This window comes from Bradyrhizobium sp. AZCC 1577, from assembly GCF_036924575.1.
Taxonomy (GTDB): domain Bacteria; phylum Pseudomonadota; class Alphaproteobacteria; order Rhizobiales; family Xanthobacteraceae; genus Bradyrhizobium.
Genome location: NZ_JAZHRQ010000001.1, coordinates 3,858,244 through 3,874,437, shown reverse-complemented (window position 1 = coordinate 3,874,437; position 16,194 = coordinate 3,858,244). Strand labels below are relative to the sequence as shown.

Annotated in this window: 15 protein-coding genes and 1 tRNA gene; 7 read left to right on the top strand and 9 right to left on the bottom strand. The window is 58.9% G+C overall.

Features of this window, described 5'->3' with window-relative positions; genetic code table 11:
* Window positions 1-47: 47 nt before the first annotated feature.
* Complete coding sequence (locus V1278_RS18010; RefSeq protein WP_334381740.1) at window positions 48-527, bottom strand: hypothetical protein; 480 nt, start codon at window positions 525-527, stop codon at window positions 48-50.
* Between the two features lie 118 nt (window positions 528-645).
* A complete protein-coding gene (locus tag V1278_RS18005) occupies window positions 646-1,155 on the bottom strand; it encodes a sigma-70 family RNA polymerase sigma factor (RefSeq protein ID WP_334384207.1) in 510 nt (169 codons plus the stop codon).
* 980 nt (window positions 1,156-2,135) lie between these two features.
* Between V1278_RS18005 and V1278_RS18000 the strand changes: the two genes are divergently transcribed.
* From V1278_RS18000 to V1278_RS17985, 4 genes are all read left to right on the top strand, one after another.
* Entirely contained in the window at window positions 2,136-2,465 is a 330-nt protein-coding gene (locus V1278_RS18000) for a hypothetical protein (protein ID WP_334381739.1), read from the top strand.
* Window positions 2,466-2,973: 508 nt separating this feature from the next.
* Window positions 2,974-3,153, top strand: a complete 180-nt coding sequence (locus tag V1278_RS17995; RefSeq protein WP_334381738.1) for a hypothetical protein — start codon at window positions 2,974-2,976, stop codon at window positions 3,151-3,153.
* A gap of 151 nt (window positions 3,154-3,304) precedes the next feature.
* Window positions 3,305-4,555 carry an HlyD family efflux transporter periplasmic adaptor subunit gene (locus tag V1278_RS17990; RefSeq protein WP_334381737.1) on the top strand — a complete coding sequence of 417 codons (1,251 nt, stop codon included), beginning with the start codon at window positions 3,305-3,307 and terminating at the stop codon, window positions 4,553-4,555.
* Window positions 4,556-4,559: 4 nt separating this feature from the next.
* Window positions 4,560-7,073, top strand: a complete 2,514-nt coding sequence (locus V1278_RS17985; protein ID WP_334381736.1) for a peptidase domain-containing ABC transporter — start codon at window positions 4,560-4,562, stop codon at window positions 7,071-7,073.
* A 614-nt stretch (window positions 7,074-7,687) separates the two neighbouring features.
* Here the strand turns inward: V1278_RS17985 and V1278_RS17980 are convergent.
* The 5 genes from V1278_RS17980 to V1278_RS17960 form a co-directional block, all read right to left on the bottom strand.
* Window positions 7,688-7,972, bottom strand: a complete 285-nt coding sequence (locus V1278_RS17980; RefSeq protein ID WP_334384339.1) for a hypothetical protein — start codon at window positions 7,970-7,972, stop codon at window positions 7,688-7,690.
* 60 nt (window positions 7,973-8,032) lie between these two features.
* Window positions 8,033-8,386 carry a hypothetical protein gene (locus tag V1278_RS17975; protein WP_334381735.1) on the bottom strand — a complete coding sequence of 118 codons (354 nt, stop codon included), beginning with the start codon at window positions 8,384-8,386 and terminating at the stop codon, window positions 8,033-8,035.
* A gap of 1,288 nt (window positions 8,387-9,674) precedes the next feature.
* A complete protein-coding gene (locus tag V1278_RS17970; RefSeq protein WP_334381734.1) occupies window positions 9,675-9,869 on the bottom strand; it encodes a hypothetical protein in 195 nt (64 codons plus the stop codon).
* The gene (locus V1278_RS17965) at window positions 9,866-10,729 is read right to left on the bottom strand and encodes a hypothetical protein (RefSeq protein WP_334381733.1); all 864 of its coding nucleotides are present in this window, start codon (window positions 10,727-10,729) and stop codon (window positions 9,866-9,868) included. Before V1278_RS17965 ends, V1278_RS17970 begins: the two co-directional genes overlap by 4 nt.
* A gap of 1 nt (window position 10,730) precedes the next feature.
* Complete coding sequence (locus tag V1278_RS17960; RefSeq protein ID WP_334381732.1) at window positions 10,731-10,937, bottom strand: DNA-binding protein; 207 nt, start codon at window positions 10,935-10,937, stop codon at window positions 10,731-10,733.
* A gap of 115 nt (window positions 10,938-11,052) precedes the next feature.
* Between V1278_RS17960 and V1278_RS17955 the strand changes: the two genes are divergently transcribed.
* The 3 genes from V1278_RS17955 to V1278_RS17945 all read left to right on the top strand — a co-directional run bounded on the left by V1278_RS17955 (window position 11,053) and on the right by V1278_RS17945 (window position 12,952).
* Complete coding sequence (locus V1278_RS17955; RefSeq protein ID WP_334381731.1) at window positions 11,053-11,646, top strand: hypothetical protein; 594 nt, start codon at window positions 11,053-11,055, stop codon at window positions 11,644-11,646.
* A gap of 2 nt (window positions 11,647-11,648) precedes the next feature.
* Window positions 11,649-12,815, top strand: coding sequence for a tyrosine-type recombinase/integrase (locus V1278_RS17950; RefSeq protein WP_334381730.1), 1,167 nt, complete (start codon window positions 11,649-11,651; stop codon window positions 12,813-12,815).
* Between the two features lie 62 nt (window positions 12,816-12,877).
* Window positions 12,878-12,952 (top strand) — tRNA-Thr (locus V1278_RS17945).
* A 48-nt stretch (window positions 12,953-13,000) separates the two neighbouring features.
* Here V1278_RS17945 and V1278_RS17940 read toward each other — a convergent pair.
* Window positions 13,001-13,705, bottom strand: coding sequence for an addiction module antidote protein (locus V1278_RS17940; protein WP_334381728.1), 705 nt, complete (start codon window positions 13,703-13,705; stop codon window positions 13,001-13,003).
* A gap of 534 nt (window positions 13,706-14,239) precedes the next feature.
* Entirely contained in the window at window positions 14,240-15,856 is a 1,617-nt protein-coding gene (locus V1278_RS17935) for a porin (protein WP_334363426.1), read from the bottom strand.
* Window positions 15,857-16,194 lie beyond the last annotated feature (338 nt).

Below are 16,194 nucleotides of genomic sequence, written 5' to 3'. Positions count from 1 at the left end.
CAGAAATTACTCTCGCGCATTCCGTGCCGGGCGGGTCTTTCGGCGCATCAGGCGTCCGTGTCGTGCGACATGTCTGCCGGCATATGGAAATGCCCTCCATCAAATTGATCCGCGGGGCCCATTTGGGCGATCGCGTATTCGAGCGCGTCGTCGGACGACATCGAAGCGAGCGCGACCTGCATGTCACCCGAATGATCCGGACTATGCGCGCCGAAATTACCATGTGAGAAGTCGAACTTGGCCAACGCGTCACCCGGGTTACGATAAGTGTCGCCCTTGCCGCAGTCGTCGGATGGTTCGGGGTCGCAATAGTCCTTCTGCGGCGGGCCGTCGTCGTTCTTGGAGTCCTTCCAGCCGCCATCGTGCTTGGAGTAGTCCTCGCGACCCTCGTGAGCGTCATTCCACTTGACGTGCTCGCCGTTGCCGCCGTCGTCGAGCGTGGTTGGCTTGTGTTCCTCGCGTGGGACGCCGATTTCCGGAATCTTTGCCAATCCGAGAACGCTCGTAACCCAGCTCAGGATAGACATGGTTTCGCTCCTAACTTCGCGGTTGCGACGGGCCCATGCCTGCTCCGGATCCCGGCGCCCTCCCCCTACTGTCGTCGACGCGCCCCGATGGATGCAGCGCGCAAAACAAATTCACTCCTCATTCGAGCTGCCGCCGCATGGCCACGAGTTCTCTCCGGATCCACGCCTTGACCGTTCCCACCGGAACCCGGAGGTATTCGGCGATCTCCTCATGCGTATGCCCGTCGATGATCGCCAGAAGCAGGCTCGCGCGGCGCTTTGGCTCGAGTTGATCGAGCATGGTCCGTAGGGTCATGCTGTCTGGGATGCGAGACGCGGGGTTCGAAACCGTCTGTTCCCGCTCGCAGACGGCGTTCAGCGTGTGGTCTTCGAGCGCGAGTTCCCGCCTGGCGTTCTTCTGCATCCTGAGTGCTGTGTGACGGACGATCGCGTAGATCCAGCCCCGCGCGGATCCGCGTGCAGGATCGAAGCTTTTGGCACATCGGAGAATTTGCGCGAATGCATCGTGGATGACGTCCTCCGCACGCGACCTGTCGTGGACGATCCGGTGCGCCACCGCGCGCAACTGGTCCTTCTCCCGGGCGTAGATCTCGCCAACGGCAAACTGCGATCCGGCGGCGCACTCGATTAGCGCCGTTTCGTAATTCAGAGCCGTCTCGCAATTGAGATAGGTATCATCCTGCGCTGCGTCGGAGCGAGACTCTACCTTTGTGAAGTCGGCTCCGTGGTGGGGCATGGTCGAAGTCACCCCTTCGTAACGCAGACGCAACTATTCCCGTGCAGCGAATATCGCTGGCTTGCATTTCCAGAACACTGATGGCTTGCATTTCCAGAAAACTGGTGGCTTGCATTTCCTGATGCGGAATGAGCCGTTGGAGGAAATCAACTTTGATGCTGAAAATTGTTTCAATCTACGCCATCACAAAATCGTGACGCTTTCGTCAGGGCGCAGCCGGCGCTTAACACTTCATGCTCGCTTGCCACGCGAGTGATGCTCACTTGCCACGCGAGCCGCGGTGACCTGCACGCGATGGACATGATTTTGATTTTGCAATTTGATTTTGCCCCGGCGAGTAACACTTCTTGCTCGCTTGCCACGCGAGTGATGCTCACTTACCGCGCGAGTCGCAGTGACCAATCGCAGCCCGCGAGGGACATGATTTTGATTTTGCCTCGGCGAGGGTTCCAGCCTCGCAGCACCGATAGACAATCTCGTCGACGGATTTCAAAACGCGAAATTTTAGAGCCAGTCATGGCGCATGAAGGTCCAATGTTTTCTTAGTTCGAAGTGCGCGCCAGGAACTGGACGTCGCTCGGAACCTTAAGGGGCCTGGACGTGCCATCTCGCTTGATCGAGGAGGAGTGGCGTGAGCGCCTGCAGTGATTTTGATTGCGATCTCCTCGAGTTCACACGGCATCGACAAGCGTTATTGAACGACAAGCGTCATTCCTTATCGGCAAAATTCGAGCGACGTTGCATCCAGATTGGCGGTTTCTGACTAGAGAGGTGGATGGCAGCTGTTACTACAGCGCCATCAACACCCAAGGAATGTAACATGACGGCACAACACGTTGACAGCGACCTTATCCTGTTTGAGGGCTGAGCACATGGACCTGCACGATGATACCATCGACGAACTGAGCGGCGACGGCGCGATCATCATCGGCCAAGCGAAAGCGGGCGCCATCTGCTACTGGCTCACGATAGTACCGGTGGCAGGACCTGTCGTCGCAGAAGGCTCCATCACTGGGCCTGAGGAGTTCATGAGGATGATCATGAACGCGACTGGTCCGAAGTTGGTTATGCAGGATGGTTATGTCGTAACGCTCCGATGCGAGGGCGGCGCTACGGGCGTTCGATGGGTGAAAGCTCTCGCGGACTGTGATCCGACAGAACAATGCCCTTCTCGGAACGATGCCCTCCCAGTCCTGTATTGAGTGTTAGAGGGCAGCGCTTAGGTCTCGCTCCGAAGCCGAACGGAATTGGCGAATCGAATCGTCACCATCGAAAACGCAGACATTCCGGTGAACAGTGTTTCGCATGCTTCCAGGATGGGCAAGTCCAAGCCATCGCTGGACCCCAATCAGAATGATTTAGATGCACCTCATTGACCCAGCCTGGACTTGTAGCTGGTCAACTCGGCAATGGCAGCACCGATCGCCTATCCGGTCGGCGGATTGAAACGTGAATTTAGGGACTCGTTGTCCCGCATGACGGCCATTGTTTTTGGCTGCTGGAGTGCGCTTGATCGAGAATGGCGCGAGCGCTCGCAACGAGCTTGATTGGGATTTCTTCGACGACGAGCGGCATCAATGGACGGCAAGGGTTATGCCGCGCAAAAATTTACGCGACGTTGCATCCAGATTGGCGACTTCCGACTAGAGGATAGTGGTAGCCGTTAGTAACGGCGCCATCAACATCACGAGAGAGTACAAGGAGAGTAACATGCATGAACTTACCCACCCTGTTGAACTGCGCGACGAGGAACTCGAGCTCGTAGCCGCTGGCTCCGGCTGCCGCTGCCACAACGGCTCACTCATCAATGTCAGCGATAACGTTGTGCAGGCCAACGTCGCTGGAATCGTTGTGGGTGACAACAAGCAAACGAACTTCAACATCGGCTAATGCAATGAATTGGCGCGAGAACCGCTTCTCCGTAGCGGAGAGCGGTTCTCGACCGCATTGTGCGGTACCCATCCGCAGCCGTGCCGCGGCGGAGAGATACTACGCGCAGCCCTTGAATTGACGAATGAGAGCGTAACAACAAGGTGCGACCATGGCGACACGGCCAGCTCTATTTCGCCAGGAAGCAATCGACTTTCTGCATCAGCGCCACAGCTGGGGCGAGGTCGTATCGCTGCAGCCGATATCGAGCATGATGCTCAGCTGGACTCTCGCGGGCCTTGTTGCATTCATTTTGGTTTTTATCTCCATCGCTCAATACGCCCGCAAAGAAACCGTCACGGGCTATCTAACTCCCACCTTCGGAACGGCCAAAATTTTGGTGCCGCAACAGGGCTTCATCAAAGAACTCCACGTCAAGGAGGGTCAGGAGGTTGCCGAGGGCGCCCCGCTCCTGACGATAGTCACTTCCCAAATCAGCGCCAACGGCGATGACGTCAATGCCGCCGTTCTCGAAGCGCTGACGCGGCAACGCAAGGTGGTCGAGCGACAGATCGCTGCGGAAGAGCGCCGGACCACCTCCGAACACGAGCGCCTCGCCTCTACGACCAAGGCGATCGAGGGGGAGATTGCCCAACTCGAAGACCAGCGCAATATCCAGAACGAACGGCTGAAGCTTTCCGAGAGTTTTGTATCGACGGGCGCTACGCTAATAGCGAAGGGGGCGTTGCCGGCCATCGAGCTGAAGCGCCGCGAGCAGGCGGCGCTCGAGCAAGCGCAGAACCTAGCGTCGCTCGATCAGCAGATCACTGTACGACGCAGCCAGTTGACTGATGCCCGGCATACGCTCGAGCAACTTCCGACCGTTGCCGCAGAAAGGCTTCGCGTACTGCGCGGCGATCTCTCCTGGATCGAACAGCGCAGCGCCGAGGTAGACGGACGACGGGCCTACGTTATCAAGGCGCCGACGAGTGGGCGCGTGTCCACGCTGCAGGCGACCGTCGGCAAGGTCGCTGATCCAAAGCATATGCAGCTCGAAATCATCCCGCTTGATTCGAGCTTGCAGGCGGAGCTGTTCTTTCCGACGCGCGCGTCCGGATTCGTGCGCCCCGGCCAGCAGGTCAGGATACTTTACGATGCGTTTCCCTATCAGAAATTCGGCACCTACCGCGGCACCGTGGCAAGGGTCTCTCACACGATCCTGACCGGCAATGATGCTACCGGGCCGATCACCCTCAAAGAGCCGGCGTACCGCGTGACTGTGCTTCCCGAGCGGCCCGATATCGATGCCTATGGGCGCAAGATGCCGCTTCAGCCAGGCATGCTGCTCAAGGCCGACGTGATCCTCGAGCAGCGCTCGCTGATGTGGTGGCTGCTTGACCCAATGTTGAGCGCAAGGATGTAGCCACATGCAGGGACTGTTGAACTTCAGCGGACGCGGGTTCCTCCCGGTCATCAGGCAGACAGAGGCAGCGGAATGCGGGTTGGCATGCCTTGCCATGGTAGCGTTCTATCATGGCCATCGAACTGACATGAATAGCCTGCGGCGGCGGTACGCAGTCTCGCTGAAGGGTGTCACTCTCCGCGACCTCATGGAGATAGCGGCTCACCTGGGCCTCGCGTGCCGGCCGCTGCGAATCGAGGTTGACCATCTGTGCCAACTGCGTCTCCCGGCTATCCTGCACTGGGACATGGATCATTTCGTTGTCCTGAAGGCGTGCAAGAAACACGGAATCGTGGTTCACGATCCGGCCGCCGGCGAGAAATGGTTCCCCATCACGGAAGCATCGAGACATCTCACCGGAGTCGTACTTGAACTCTCACCCACCGAAGAGTTCTGCCGCACAGACCAGAGAGTGCGACTACCGTTCTCAGCATTCTGGAGCGGAATGAGGGGAAACTCTCATGTCTTAACGCAGATATTGGTTCTCTCGGTGGTCATCGAGATCCTTATCCTCGCCGCTCCCTTCTACATGCAGCTCACGGTTGACGAGGTCATCGCCAGAGGCGACGTCGATCTTCTGCTCGTACTCGGGCTTGGATTCGCGCTACTCGTCCTGATCAAAGTCGCGTCGACCGCGACCCGCTCGTTCATTGTTCTTCTTCTGCAGAATACGCTGAGCTTTCAGATCGGTGCCCGGCTGTTTCATCATCTGGTGCGTTTGCCTCTCTCATTTTTCGAAAAGCGGCACATCGGCGACATCCTGTCGCGCTTTGGCTCGATCGAGCCCATCCGCAACATGCTCGCGGAGGGACTGATCACTGGCTTGATTGACGGTCTCATGTCCGTGTTGATGCTGGCGTTGATGTTCGCATACAGCGTCCAGCTCGGATTTATCGTCCTGTTCGCGTTCGCGCTGTACGCCGCTTTGCGACTCGCTCTCTTCAGGATCTTCCGACAACGGAGCGAAGCGGCCATTCACAGCAAGGCACAGGAAGACTCCACCTTCATCGAAACCGTGCGGGCGGTGCAGAGCCTGAAGCTCCTCAACCGAGAGAACGAGCGGGAGAGCCAGTGGCTGAACCGCTATGCTGAGTACGTAAATGCCAACGTGCGGCTAGGCCGGGCGAGAATCAGCTTCAAAGCCATCAACGACACGATATACGGCCTGGAGAACGTAATCACAATCTACCTTGCCGCTCGCCTCGCACTAGACAACCTTATCACGGTTGGCATGATATTCGCGTTCGTCAGCTACAAGCTGCAGTTTGCCGAACGGACGGCGCTGCTAATCGAGAAGCTGGTGGACCTGCGCATTCTCGGACTGCACCTGGAGCGCCTCGCCGATATTGCGCTCACCCCCCTAGAGCGGGGGCACGACCAGGATTTGTCGTATGTGCGACCGATCCGCGGCTCGATCGAGCTGCGCAACGTGTGCTTCCGCTATGCAGAAGCAGAGCCTCTGATTCTCAACAACGTCAATCTGTGCGTTGCGCCGGGACAATTCGTGACGATCATGGGACCTTCCGGCTGCGGCAAGACAACTCTAGTCAAGATTATGCTTGGGCTGCTCGAGCCAACGAGCGGAGAAGTCCTGATAGACGGCCTTCCGCTAGGCCAGATCGGACCGCGCGTTTATCGCGAACACATTGGCGCGGTGATGCAGGAGGATCAATTGCTGTCAGGATCTATTGCCGACAACATCTGCTTTTTTGAGACGACATTCGATCGGCAATGGATGATCGAGTGTGCGCAGATTGCCGGCATCCACGACGATATCATGGCAATGCCGATGAGCTACAATAGCCTCATCGGTGACATGGGAAGCTCATTATCCAGCGGGCAGAAACAGCGAGTACTGCTTGCGCGCGCGCTCTATCGCCGACCAAAGATCCTGTTTCTGGACGAGGGCACGGCACATCTGGACACCGAAAAGGAAAAAGAAATCAATGCCAATCTCCAGCATTTAAATATGACTCGTGTGAGTATAGCACACCGACCTGAAATCGCCCACGGAGCGGACATGATCATCCGTCTTTCCACGGCGGCAGGGCCGTTTCAGGTCGGAGTCTCAGGTAGCAGACCAGCAGCGGCGCCTGCGCGCGATGCTGGCCACACCGGATTTGCCGCCGAAGGTGCGAAATCGACCAAGCTCGCGCAGGGCCACGACAACTGCTCCGATGACGGCCGCAAAGGCGACTATTCGAAGAAGGCCGGGAAGTTCGACTACTCGAAAGACGGCAAGGGTGAGTGCTCCAAGCACGATGGTGGCTGGAAGGACGCCAAGAACGATGACGGCCAGCCGCAGAAGGATTACTGCGGCCCGAAGCCATCCGACGGTTGCGGCAAGGGCGACATGGATCGTAACCCGGGTGAAGCGCTGGCCAAGTTCGACTTCTCACATGGTGATTTCGGCTCGCGTGGTCCGGATCATTCGGGTGATATGCAGGGCTCGGCGCGTCGAGATGGGGGTCGTTCGTAGGAATTTCCTGCGTGCTGCGCATGGCCAAATCTCCGCGACGGTGCATCCAGATTGTCGCCTTCCGACCAAAAGTAACATGGCAGCCGCTACAGCAAGCTGGCGCGCCGGGGGCTGGAAGCAACGGTGGACGCCCAACCGCATACCCTGCGCGAAAGGCAGCTCTGCGTGAGTTTCTCCGTTTTGAGGGTGAACCGATGGACGTGCATGAAGAGGCAATCGATGATCTAATCGGCGAAGGGCTCGTCGTCATAGATGGACGCAATGAGAAGGTCTCTTATTGGCTCACCGTTTCTCCTGAGGCCGGTCCCGTAGTTGCTGAGGGCTCAATCACGGGACCGGAACGGCTCATGAGAAGTGTTAGGAAGGCGAAAAGGGTCAAGCTTGCGCTGGGCGACGGGCCGGTTGTCACCCTCAAATGCCAAGGCGGCTCAGGCGACGTACAATGGGTTAAGGCTTTGATGGCCGAAAATCACAAGACTAATGTCGACTCACGGCGTACATCGCGGTTGCCGAGGGCAACTCCTCCAGTGCGTATCATCTGTACGCGGACCGGCTGAGGCAAGGTAGATGATGCTGGCGAGATCGAGATTGGCGTGCGGCTGGGATTTGGCCCATTACTGAAATGCGCCAACAGTATCGTCGCTCGATAACACCATCAGGTGATTGCCATCGGTAAAGATCACCACGCTGGCGTAACGCCTTATCCGCTTGCCATCTTCCTCGCTTGTGAAGCGATATGGCAGTTGCTCTCCAGCCGGACAGCGATAGGCGTCCTCCTCCGGCAAATAGACAAAGTCCTGCTTGCCGAAGCGCCCACCCTTCTGAACATCGGTCAACTTGGCCTTTGCGGCCTCCAGGGCGACACGGGCGTCATCGAGTTGCTTCGTGATCTTGCTCATCGGTAAGTTCGTCCTTGGGTGGGAGGCGGGAGATAAAGCCCGAGCGAGTTGGCGGCGAGGCTACGCCGGAGACGTCCCACCGACGTCCCGCTGCGGCTGTTTCACGTCCCATAGCGTCCCATTCGGCCGCAGAAACGCAGCAAACCGGCTGCGCGAGATCCGGTACTCTGCTTCGTCACCATCGAAGTAGGCGAATCCATCGGCGTTGCTGATTGGGTGAGCACGGCAGAGGCGATGCAACGTTGACTTCGGAATGGCGAACTCGTGGATCACATCGCCCGGCCTCATAAGGTCGCCGGGGAGACCATCGTCGCCTTGCGCCGGCGCGCGTTCCGACGGCAGCGAGTCCCGTATAGCTTTGACCGCTGCCTCGATAACATCAAGTCGCGCGGCGATTTCGGCAGCGTCGGTCATCGTTGGCCCACCCCGGGTTTGGCTAGCTCGAATAATTTGTGACCACGCCGCGCGCCCATGCGACGCGCCTTGCCGACAAATGCGACCTTGCCGGAGGACACCAAACGCCGGAGCGCTCTCCGGGTTGCGACAACTTCGGCATTGGTCGGTATGCGCCAGCCCGGCCGAATCATGGGCCGCCGAAAGCAATAAGCGCACGATGCGAGCTCGCGGGCTGTGAGGCAGGGACGCTGGTCTAGAATGTGAAGGATCGCCCGCCGCAGCGCCTTGGGGGCGGAACGCGAAACCCCTAGTCAGCCGAAAGTACGATGCCATAGGAATATTTCCTGACAACGAAACCGCGATTTTGAGCGGCCCAAATATAGTGAACACGGGCAAGGCTCGGCCTCGCGGTGCGTATCCCTCCATACCGGTCCCTTGGAAATTTCGGCGGTTGATGGCTGATTGACGGGCTTGCCGTGCCCCTGGCGCGCCCGATCGATCTCGACCGCAAGAACAGCGGCCAGGCGGCCGTGCGCGCATGAGTGGCGACTGTAGACGGTCGATTGCTGGCGATTACGGACGTGCTGGTGCGGCTTTGCTTCCTGCTCGGTGTCAGGCCCGCTCGATTGCTGTGTGTCGTGTACGTCTCGTGTTCGTGCATCTCTCCTCACTCGTAACCTTAGAGGCATAGCTTCGCCCCTTTCATCCCTTGAGAATGGTAGAGCCCTCTACCCTCAAGACCGCCGACCAGGCGGAAGCTTCAAAGCGAAGCCCGATTACTCAGTGTCCTTTCCCGGCGTTGCCGGCACGACGTTGTCCCCGTCGTGATCCCTGAGCGCTTTCTTCGGCACGCTCGGTCTTGTTCTCGCCGCGCGGTCGGAGGTCATCCCGATTGACACGCGGCGGAGCCTTTTCACCGTCCCCGGGGTTGCCGGGTTCCTCATTGGTCGCGGGTGTTATGGGTCACACTTGCCCGCACTACTTTGTTTCCGGTCGCGCGACGGCGTTTAGCGTCCGGCTCGCTGCCGCTAATTGAGCGCGCGGCGCGCTGCGGTCATTCATCTGCGGGCGTGGGGTCCCCACGTTTCCGGCGACGAGATCATGGCCGATCTCGACTTGTCGCTATTGTCGCGACGATCGATCCGTGTTCGTTTGATTGCGGCGGGAGCCACCGAGCAGACCCGCGATCTCGCGCACTAGGTCGACCGAACGCGCGTGTTCGATCAGCGCAAGCGGTCGCTCATGACGGCGCCCTGCTCGGAATTTGCTTGCAAAAAGCGATACGCTGGCGTATCCATACTGTTACTCATTGGTTGCGGTGCTGGTCACACCCGAACGACGCCTCCGGTTTTTCCGGAGGCGTTTTTCGTTTGTGGAGTGACCTATGGTTGGCCATGGCGACGGCCTCGGCGAATGATCGCGCCTCAAATGGCCCCAGCGGCTCAGCCAGCCCGACCTCGAATAGGCCGTCGTCACGCTCGAAAACTTGCGCGGAGCTCATGCCGCACATCCATCGTTGTCGCGAAAATCGTGGTGATAAATCCCGCCACGCCTCTGCAGTTTTTCGTAGGCACGCTCGATGGCTCGCAAGCGGTACAAGCCGTCCAACACGACGGCAAGTTCCTGCCGGGCGGCCTTCGATCCGATTTGCTTCCAGAACTCTGGTAGGCCGATCTCGTCGATGCGATCGATAATGGGATCGAGTGCGCACAGACCGACGCGCAGGGCGTTGGCGAGGCCTGCCACTTCGGCAGGACCAGGAGGATTGCTGCCGTCGCTCTGCGGGACATCAGCCTTTGATGGCGGTTGGTAGTTTGGGTTTTTATTGGAGGAGCCAGCGCCGGTGCCGGCACGATGACCGCGCATCGCCGCTTCTGTAACGACCTGACGCAGAGCCGCCTTTGTCGGCTCCTCGCCCTGCGCCAGCCTTTCGTCGATGCTGCGGCGGACGATGCCAGGGTCGGCCGCCTCCGCGTCGCGGATGATGCGCGCTTCGTGAAGCTGGTCTGGCTTGATGCCTTCAAGTTTGGAGCTCTCAAACTTGAACTCGTCAGTCTTCCTATCGCCGCCGTGGCCGTTGATCTCGCCCCGCTCTTGCGCGGCGTCGTACTCATCCGCCAGTCGGTGCTTTGCTCCGGCTTCCAGTTCCAGCGCGTCTCCCTGCGCGCGGTGAGCGGCGGCGACCACCTCATCATGCGCTCCTTTCGCGGCGGCCATGCGTGCGGCCTTCTTCGCGATGTCATAGATGATGCTGGCCTCGTCCTTGGCTTCAAGGATCTCCGCGGCTGTCCGAGCATTGGCCAGCGCCTGTCGGGCGCGATCGATCAGTGCGGGGAGCGGTGTGGTGACGGCAATGTTCATGTCAGGACGCGCCGACCTGATCGAGCCCTAGCTGCCGGCGCAGCACCGCCGTCGGGACCTTCAGCCGACCGCCGATTCGGATCGTCGGAATGTCGCCCTTCGCTGCGGCGTTATAGGAGCCGTTGCGGCTAAGGCCGTAACAAATTCGGCCGACGTCGGGCACATCTGCGGTGACCCCGGAAAGCAGGTTCCTCAGCTCTTCGTTCATGGTTATTCCCTTGGAAAAGTGTTGGCCGATGTACACCTCTTCACACCTAGGTGGAGATTTTTGATTCGCAATGGATTATTGGTGTACAACGTCCAATATTTTGGTACTGTTTCCCATGTCCAGCTTGAAGACGTATCTCCACGGGATCGCCCCGATCATCGGCCTCACCCCTGGCGCGCTGTACGAACGGCAGCGCTCGCTGGTGAAACTCGGCCTATTGACGCCCGCCCCGGGACGAGGCCCGGGAAGCGGAGTTCTCCTCACCCCAGAGAACGCCGCCGCGGTCATCATTAGTGCTCTGGCGGCGGAGGGGCTGAGCGATGTGGACGCGCGTGTCGTCGCGCTTTGCGAGGCGCGGTACGGTGGCACTCTCTCGAGGGGTGTACATAGAGCGCATTGGGGAGCGGCTGGGAAGCCGACATTCCGTTCCGAAGTTGCCAGCGTTCTCTCTGGCCAGAACATTCGCTCTGGGCCCGCTTACCGATACTCTGAATATCACGGCATCCGCGTTTCTCGCTGTTGGCGCGGCCAAATCATGCGCGGCCATGGCCCGGTCGCGATCGATTTTTTTGTCGATGGGTACGATCGCCAGGTTTCATGTCGCCAGATTAGCGTCACGGCCGAAATCGAGACTGAGATGCTTCATTATCTGGTTGCCTACACCCAAGACGCGCTTAGCCAAACCACCGAGCTTGACGAAGAGGGCTAGCAATGAAGCGATCACACGGCGACGGCAGCGTTCAGAGGCGCGGCGAAAATTCTTGGCGGCTGCGCTATTACGTCGGCGACGTCAGGCACTCCCTCACCTTCCGCGGCACGCGAAAAGAAGCGGCAGACAAACTTCGCGGTCTGCTGGCGGATGCAGGCAAAGGCGTGCACGTTGCCGCCGACAAGAAGACATTGTCGCAATGGGCCGACGATTGGATTGCGCTCAAGACGGCAGAACGCCAGCACAAGACGGTGGCGCGCTATGAGGACTTGCTCAAGAAGCATGTGCTGCCGAGATTGGGCGAGCGGCCGCTACAGCAAATAAAGCCGATCGAAATCCAGAAGCTGTATGCCGAGATGACTGCGCTGGCGCCTCGCACCCGACATCACGTCGCGACCGTGCTCAAGGCTTGCCTGCAGGCGGCCGTTGATATTGGCAAGCTGCTTCAGGCTAGCCCGGCAGCCGCGATCAAGAAGCCATCGGCCGGCGACTCCGATATCGGCCAGGCGCTCGAGCAAGAGAAGATCACGGCATTGGTCGAGGGCTTTCGCGGGTCCACGCTTTTCGATTTTACGTTCTTGATGGCGTTCACGGGCATGCGCCGCGGTGAATCGCTGGCGCTGCGCTGGTCCAACTTCAATCCGACCGCAAAGACGCTGCGCATTGAGCGCGCCCTGGAATACACAAAGAAGCACGGGCTTCAATTCAAGGAGCCGAAATCGGAGCGCGGCAAGCGCACGATCGTACTCGACGACACTCTCGTCGCGCTGCTGCTCAGCTTGCGGGCGCGCTTTCAGCGGTTGGTCGCTGGTGCACCCGACGGCATCGAGGTTGACCTGAGCCTTGTGCGCATTCCGGATGACTGGCTGGTGTTCCCAACCCCGGATGGCCAGCCGAGCGAGCCCCGGCATCCTGACAGCGTCACGAAGCAGTTCACCAAGCGGGCTGAGAAGATCCTCGGATTCTCGATCCGCCTGCACGATCTTCGGGTATCGCACGGAACTTGGCTCCTCGATCAAGGGACGCCTGTGCACGTCGTGGCAAAAAGGCTGGGCCATGACCCTAGCGTTTTGCTCAAGGTCTACGCTAAGAGAACCCAAAAGGGCGACGAGTCGGCCGCCGAGAAGATCGGCCTTCTGACGAAGGGCTTGATCATTGGGCCAATTTAGGACCAAGGTTGCTGAAACGTTCGATCGTGAATATCAACAACCCCTTGATAAACTAGATATTCGCCGGTTTAGCTCAGCGGTAGAGCAGCGGTTTTGTAAACCGAAGGTCGGGAGTTCAATCCTCTCAACCGGCACCATTTAAGAGCGTCAGGCGGACGAAACCGTTCGACCGAGCCAATACCCGTTCAGGCCTCTACCATTGCTGGGAATTCCACGGGAAGTTGTTGGGGGAACACCATCTCTGCCGATGTCCCGAGCTCTGCCGATTTTCCAAGGCTCCGCGTTGAATAGGGATCGAGCGACGCTTTCCGATTGCTTACCCGCTCTACACGCAACTGCAATCCGAACGCCCCGAGAATCGTCAGGACAGTCGTAAATTCGGGAGAACGATCGCCCATGAACGAGCGGTAGAGACGTGTTCGGCCAATCTGTATTCGTCGCGCGAACTCAGTAACATTCTCCTGGGCTCGGATGATCTCACCAAAGGTAGAACAAATGGCGCGAAAATTGGATGTTGCAAAGGCAGGATTCAAGAGCTCGGCAACTCCCGCCGGAGTGCTGTAACGTAAATGGCCATGCACTGGCTGTTGAGAGCTATATCTTTCGACCGTGGATGCGGACGGTTGCACTGTAACCAGCCTCAGACGTAGTGCCGTAATCACCTTCGTCACCGTGGAAAGCCGCGGCCCCCTCTCTGATGCAAAAGCCCCGTAGAGGTGTGCCCGCTCTATTCCTGATTCGATAGCGATCGTCGTGACATTTTGGGTCCGGACTGCTTCACCGAGAGCCAGGCAAACCTGACGGCTATCGGTGGTTTGAAACGCCTGATTCAAGAATTTTTCAAGCTGAGCCGTGCTAGCGTATTGAGAGCGACGAGCCGTCTTGGCCATCTGGTGCCATCCGAGTCTGCACCGGGCGCAATCAGAAACAGCCCTCAAGAGGCCGAAAAACCTCTGGCCGGGCATGGCCAGAGGTTTCGGAGGTATTTCTGAAGATGCTGGTGCGCTTCTCCATGAGAAGCCGCCAACCGATTTGGCGGCTACGCCTTAAAATAATACATGAGTTACTCAAGTTATTACAACATATATTTTAGTTACACACATCGGCGCACCGCTCCGGCGGAGACGCTTTGCCCGGGCTTCGATGGTGTGCGGGGCGACAAGGCTTCGCTGAAGGCTCGTCGCTCGATGCAGCGTTCAACGGCGCGACGGAGATCTCGCGAACATTCTGATGACGGGACGCACTTCCGAGTCTTTGAGCGCTTCAGCAAGCTTGCGCGCCGCTTTTGCGCCAGCAGATTTCTTCTCAAGAATGTTTCGAGTATTTGGCTGAAGTTTGAGAACGGAGTGCTGGCGTGGAGCTTTCCAAAAAGAGACCCCCGGCAGTGAAACTGCCGGGGGTCATTGCGATAGTTCAGATCAGGATCAGAAGTTGCGCTGAGCGCGAATGTTCAGGAACACAGTGCTCTGGTCCCGGAACTCGTAGGTCGCACTCGGCTTCGGGCTGGTCGCGCCCGGAGCTTGTGCCGTGATCGCACCCGTCATCTTCTGGTCAAGGAAGAACGCGCCGACTTCAGCCGAGAACGTCAGGTTCTTGACAGGAGTCCAGCGGGTGACCGCACCCACCATCGCAACATCGAAGTCCGGGTTGCAGGTGAAGTCGCCACTGAAGCTGCGTGCGGATATTACAGGACCGCCCGCAGCGGGGCCCGCAAAGGCCGCACAGTAGGCCGCGGTCGCTGTACCATTGTAGCGAACCTGGGCGTAGCTGCCCCAGAGGCTGGTCGACCAGTAGGGATCCCAGTTGTGGTTGAACGCACCACGGACGCCCCAGGCATCCGTAAGCTGGATATCGCCACCCGGGACATAAACGCCGTCACTGGTGTAGCCAACGCCGTAGCTCTGATAGGCTCCCGCACGGCTGGTATCACCGAACATCGCAAAGCTCGGCGACGTGCCGCTGGTGGAGATCACCGACTTGGTGGAGCCCTTGGCGTAGGTGGCGTCGATCTTGAAGTCATCGCCCGCACCGGTCGGCAGATTCTTGATCTGCAAGGCCGCCATCACCGCACCGCCCCACTTGCTTTCGGGGTGACCGGAGATTTCCGACAGAGCGGTCGGCACGCCCGTCGGGCCTAGCACGTTGTACGAAGCGTTCACGAGATGCGCCAGACCGCCGATCTGGAACAGACCCCAAGCCTGGTCGACCCGGATGTTGCCGACGATGTCGGGCGCATGCACGCCGCCATAGGCGTTCGGCGCAATTCCGAGCGTCGAGACCGAGCTGGCCGGATTGGTTGCGAGTGCCGTGGGAGTAGCAGCGGTTGCCGCGAAAGTTGCAAGATATCCGATGCCCGTGCGGCTGTACACGGTCGGTTCGTCCAGACCGATGGTGCCCGACACGCCGTTGCCGAACTGAGCGGTGTACTGGATGTTGTTGACGCCGGTCACGTAGTCCGGACCGCCGATCAGGTTCGAGTTGTTGTTGCCCGGATAGCCGTTCCACGGCGACGCAAAGGCCGAAACCGACTTACCGAAGGTGAAGCCCGCGAACTGCAGGAAGATCTGGTCAATTGACACGTAGCCGTTGCCGGCGGAGTCAAGCAGGTTCGTGTTGTTGCCCAGGCGCGTGTCGAGCGAGTTCGGATTGAAGGTGTTGTTGCCGAGTGTGCTGAACTGGAAGTTGGCCTGACCGAAGGTGCGGACAACGCCGTATTCAGTGGCGGTGCGGGTATCAACCGACAGCGACATACGGGAGCGGGCCGCGAAGTAATTGGCGTAGCGGTTGCCCTGACCGATGTCGCCGTTCCATGCCGGCGAGCCGTAGATGCCGCCGTTGAACGTGGTGTCGACGCGCAGGTAACCACCAATCTTCATGCAGGTGTCGGTGCCGGGGATGTAGTAGAAGCCAGCGCCGTACAGGGAGCAGATCTTCACGTATTCGACCGCTTTGGCCTTGACGGGAAGATCGGCGGCCTGTGCTCCACTCACGGCGATGAGACCCGCCGCTGAGCCGAGAACAAGGCTCTTGATCATAGTCATGTTAAACCTCCAAGTTGCTCTGCCAGGACGAGGACGGACCTGTGGCTGTTCCCCCAGGAAAGATCCGCCCTCGCCTTTGAAAAACCGCTCAGTCGTTTCGCGTCTTCGGACACACCCGCATGAACGCGAGGGACTTAAGCGAACCACCTGCAACGGAACGACCCAGGACCCCCCTCGGCCGTCTTCAGAACTATGCATGCGCAACTTACGTAATCAAAATAGTTTATGAACTCATCTATCTCTATCCTGTTCGACTGTGTCGCTGTGGCAACACCGGCTGCTCGCAAAATCGTGTTCGGGGAACCGCCAGAAAGGCGTCCACTTGGATGATATTGTTA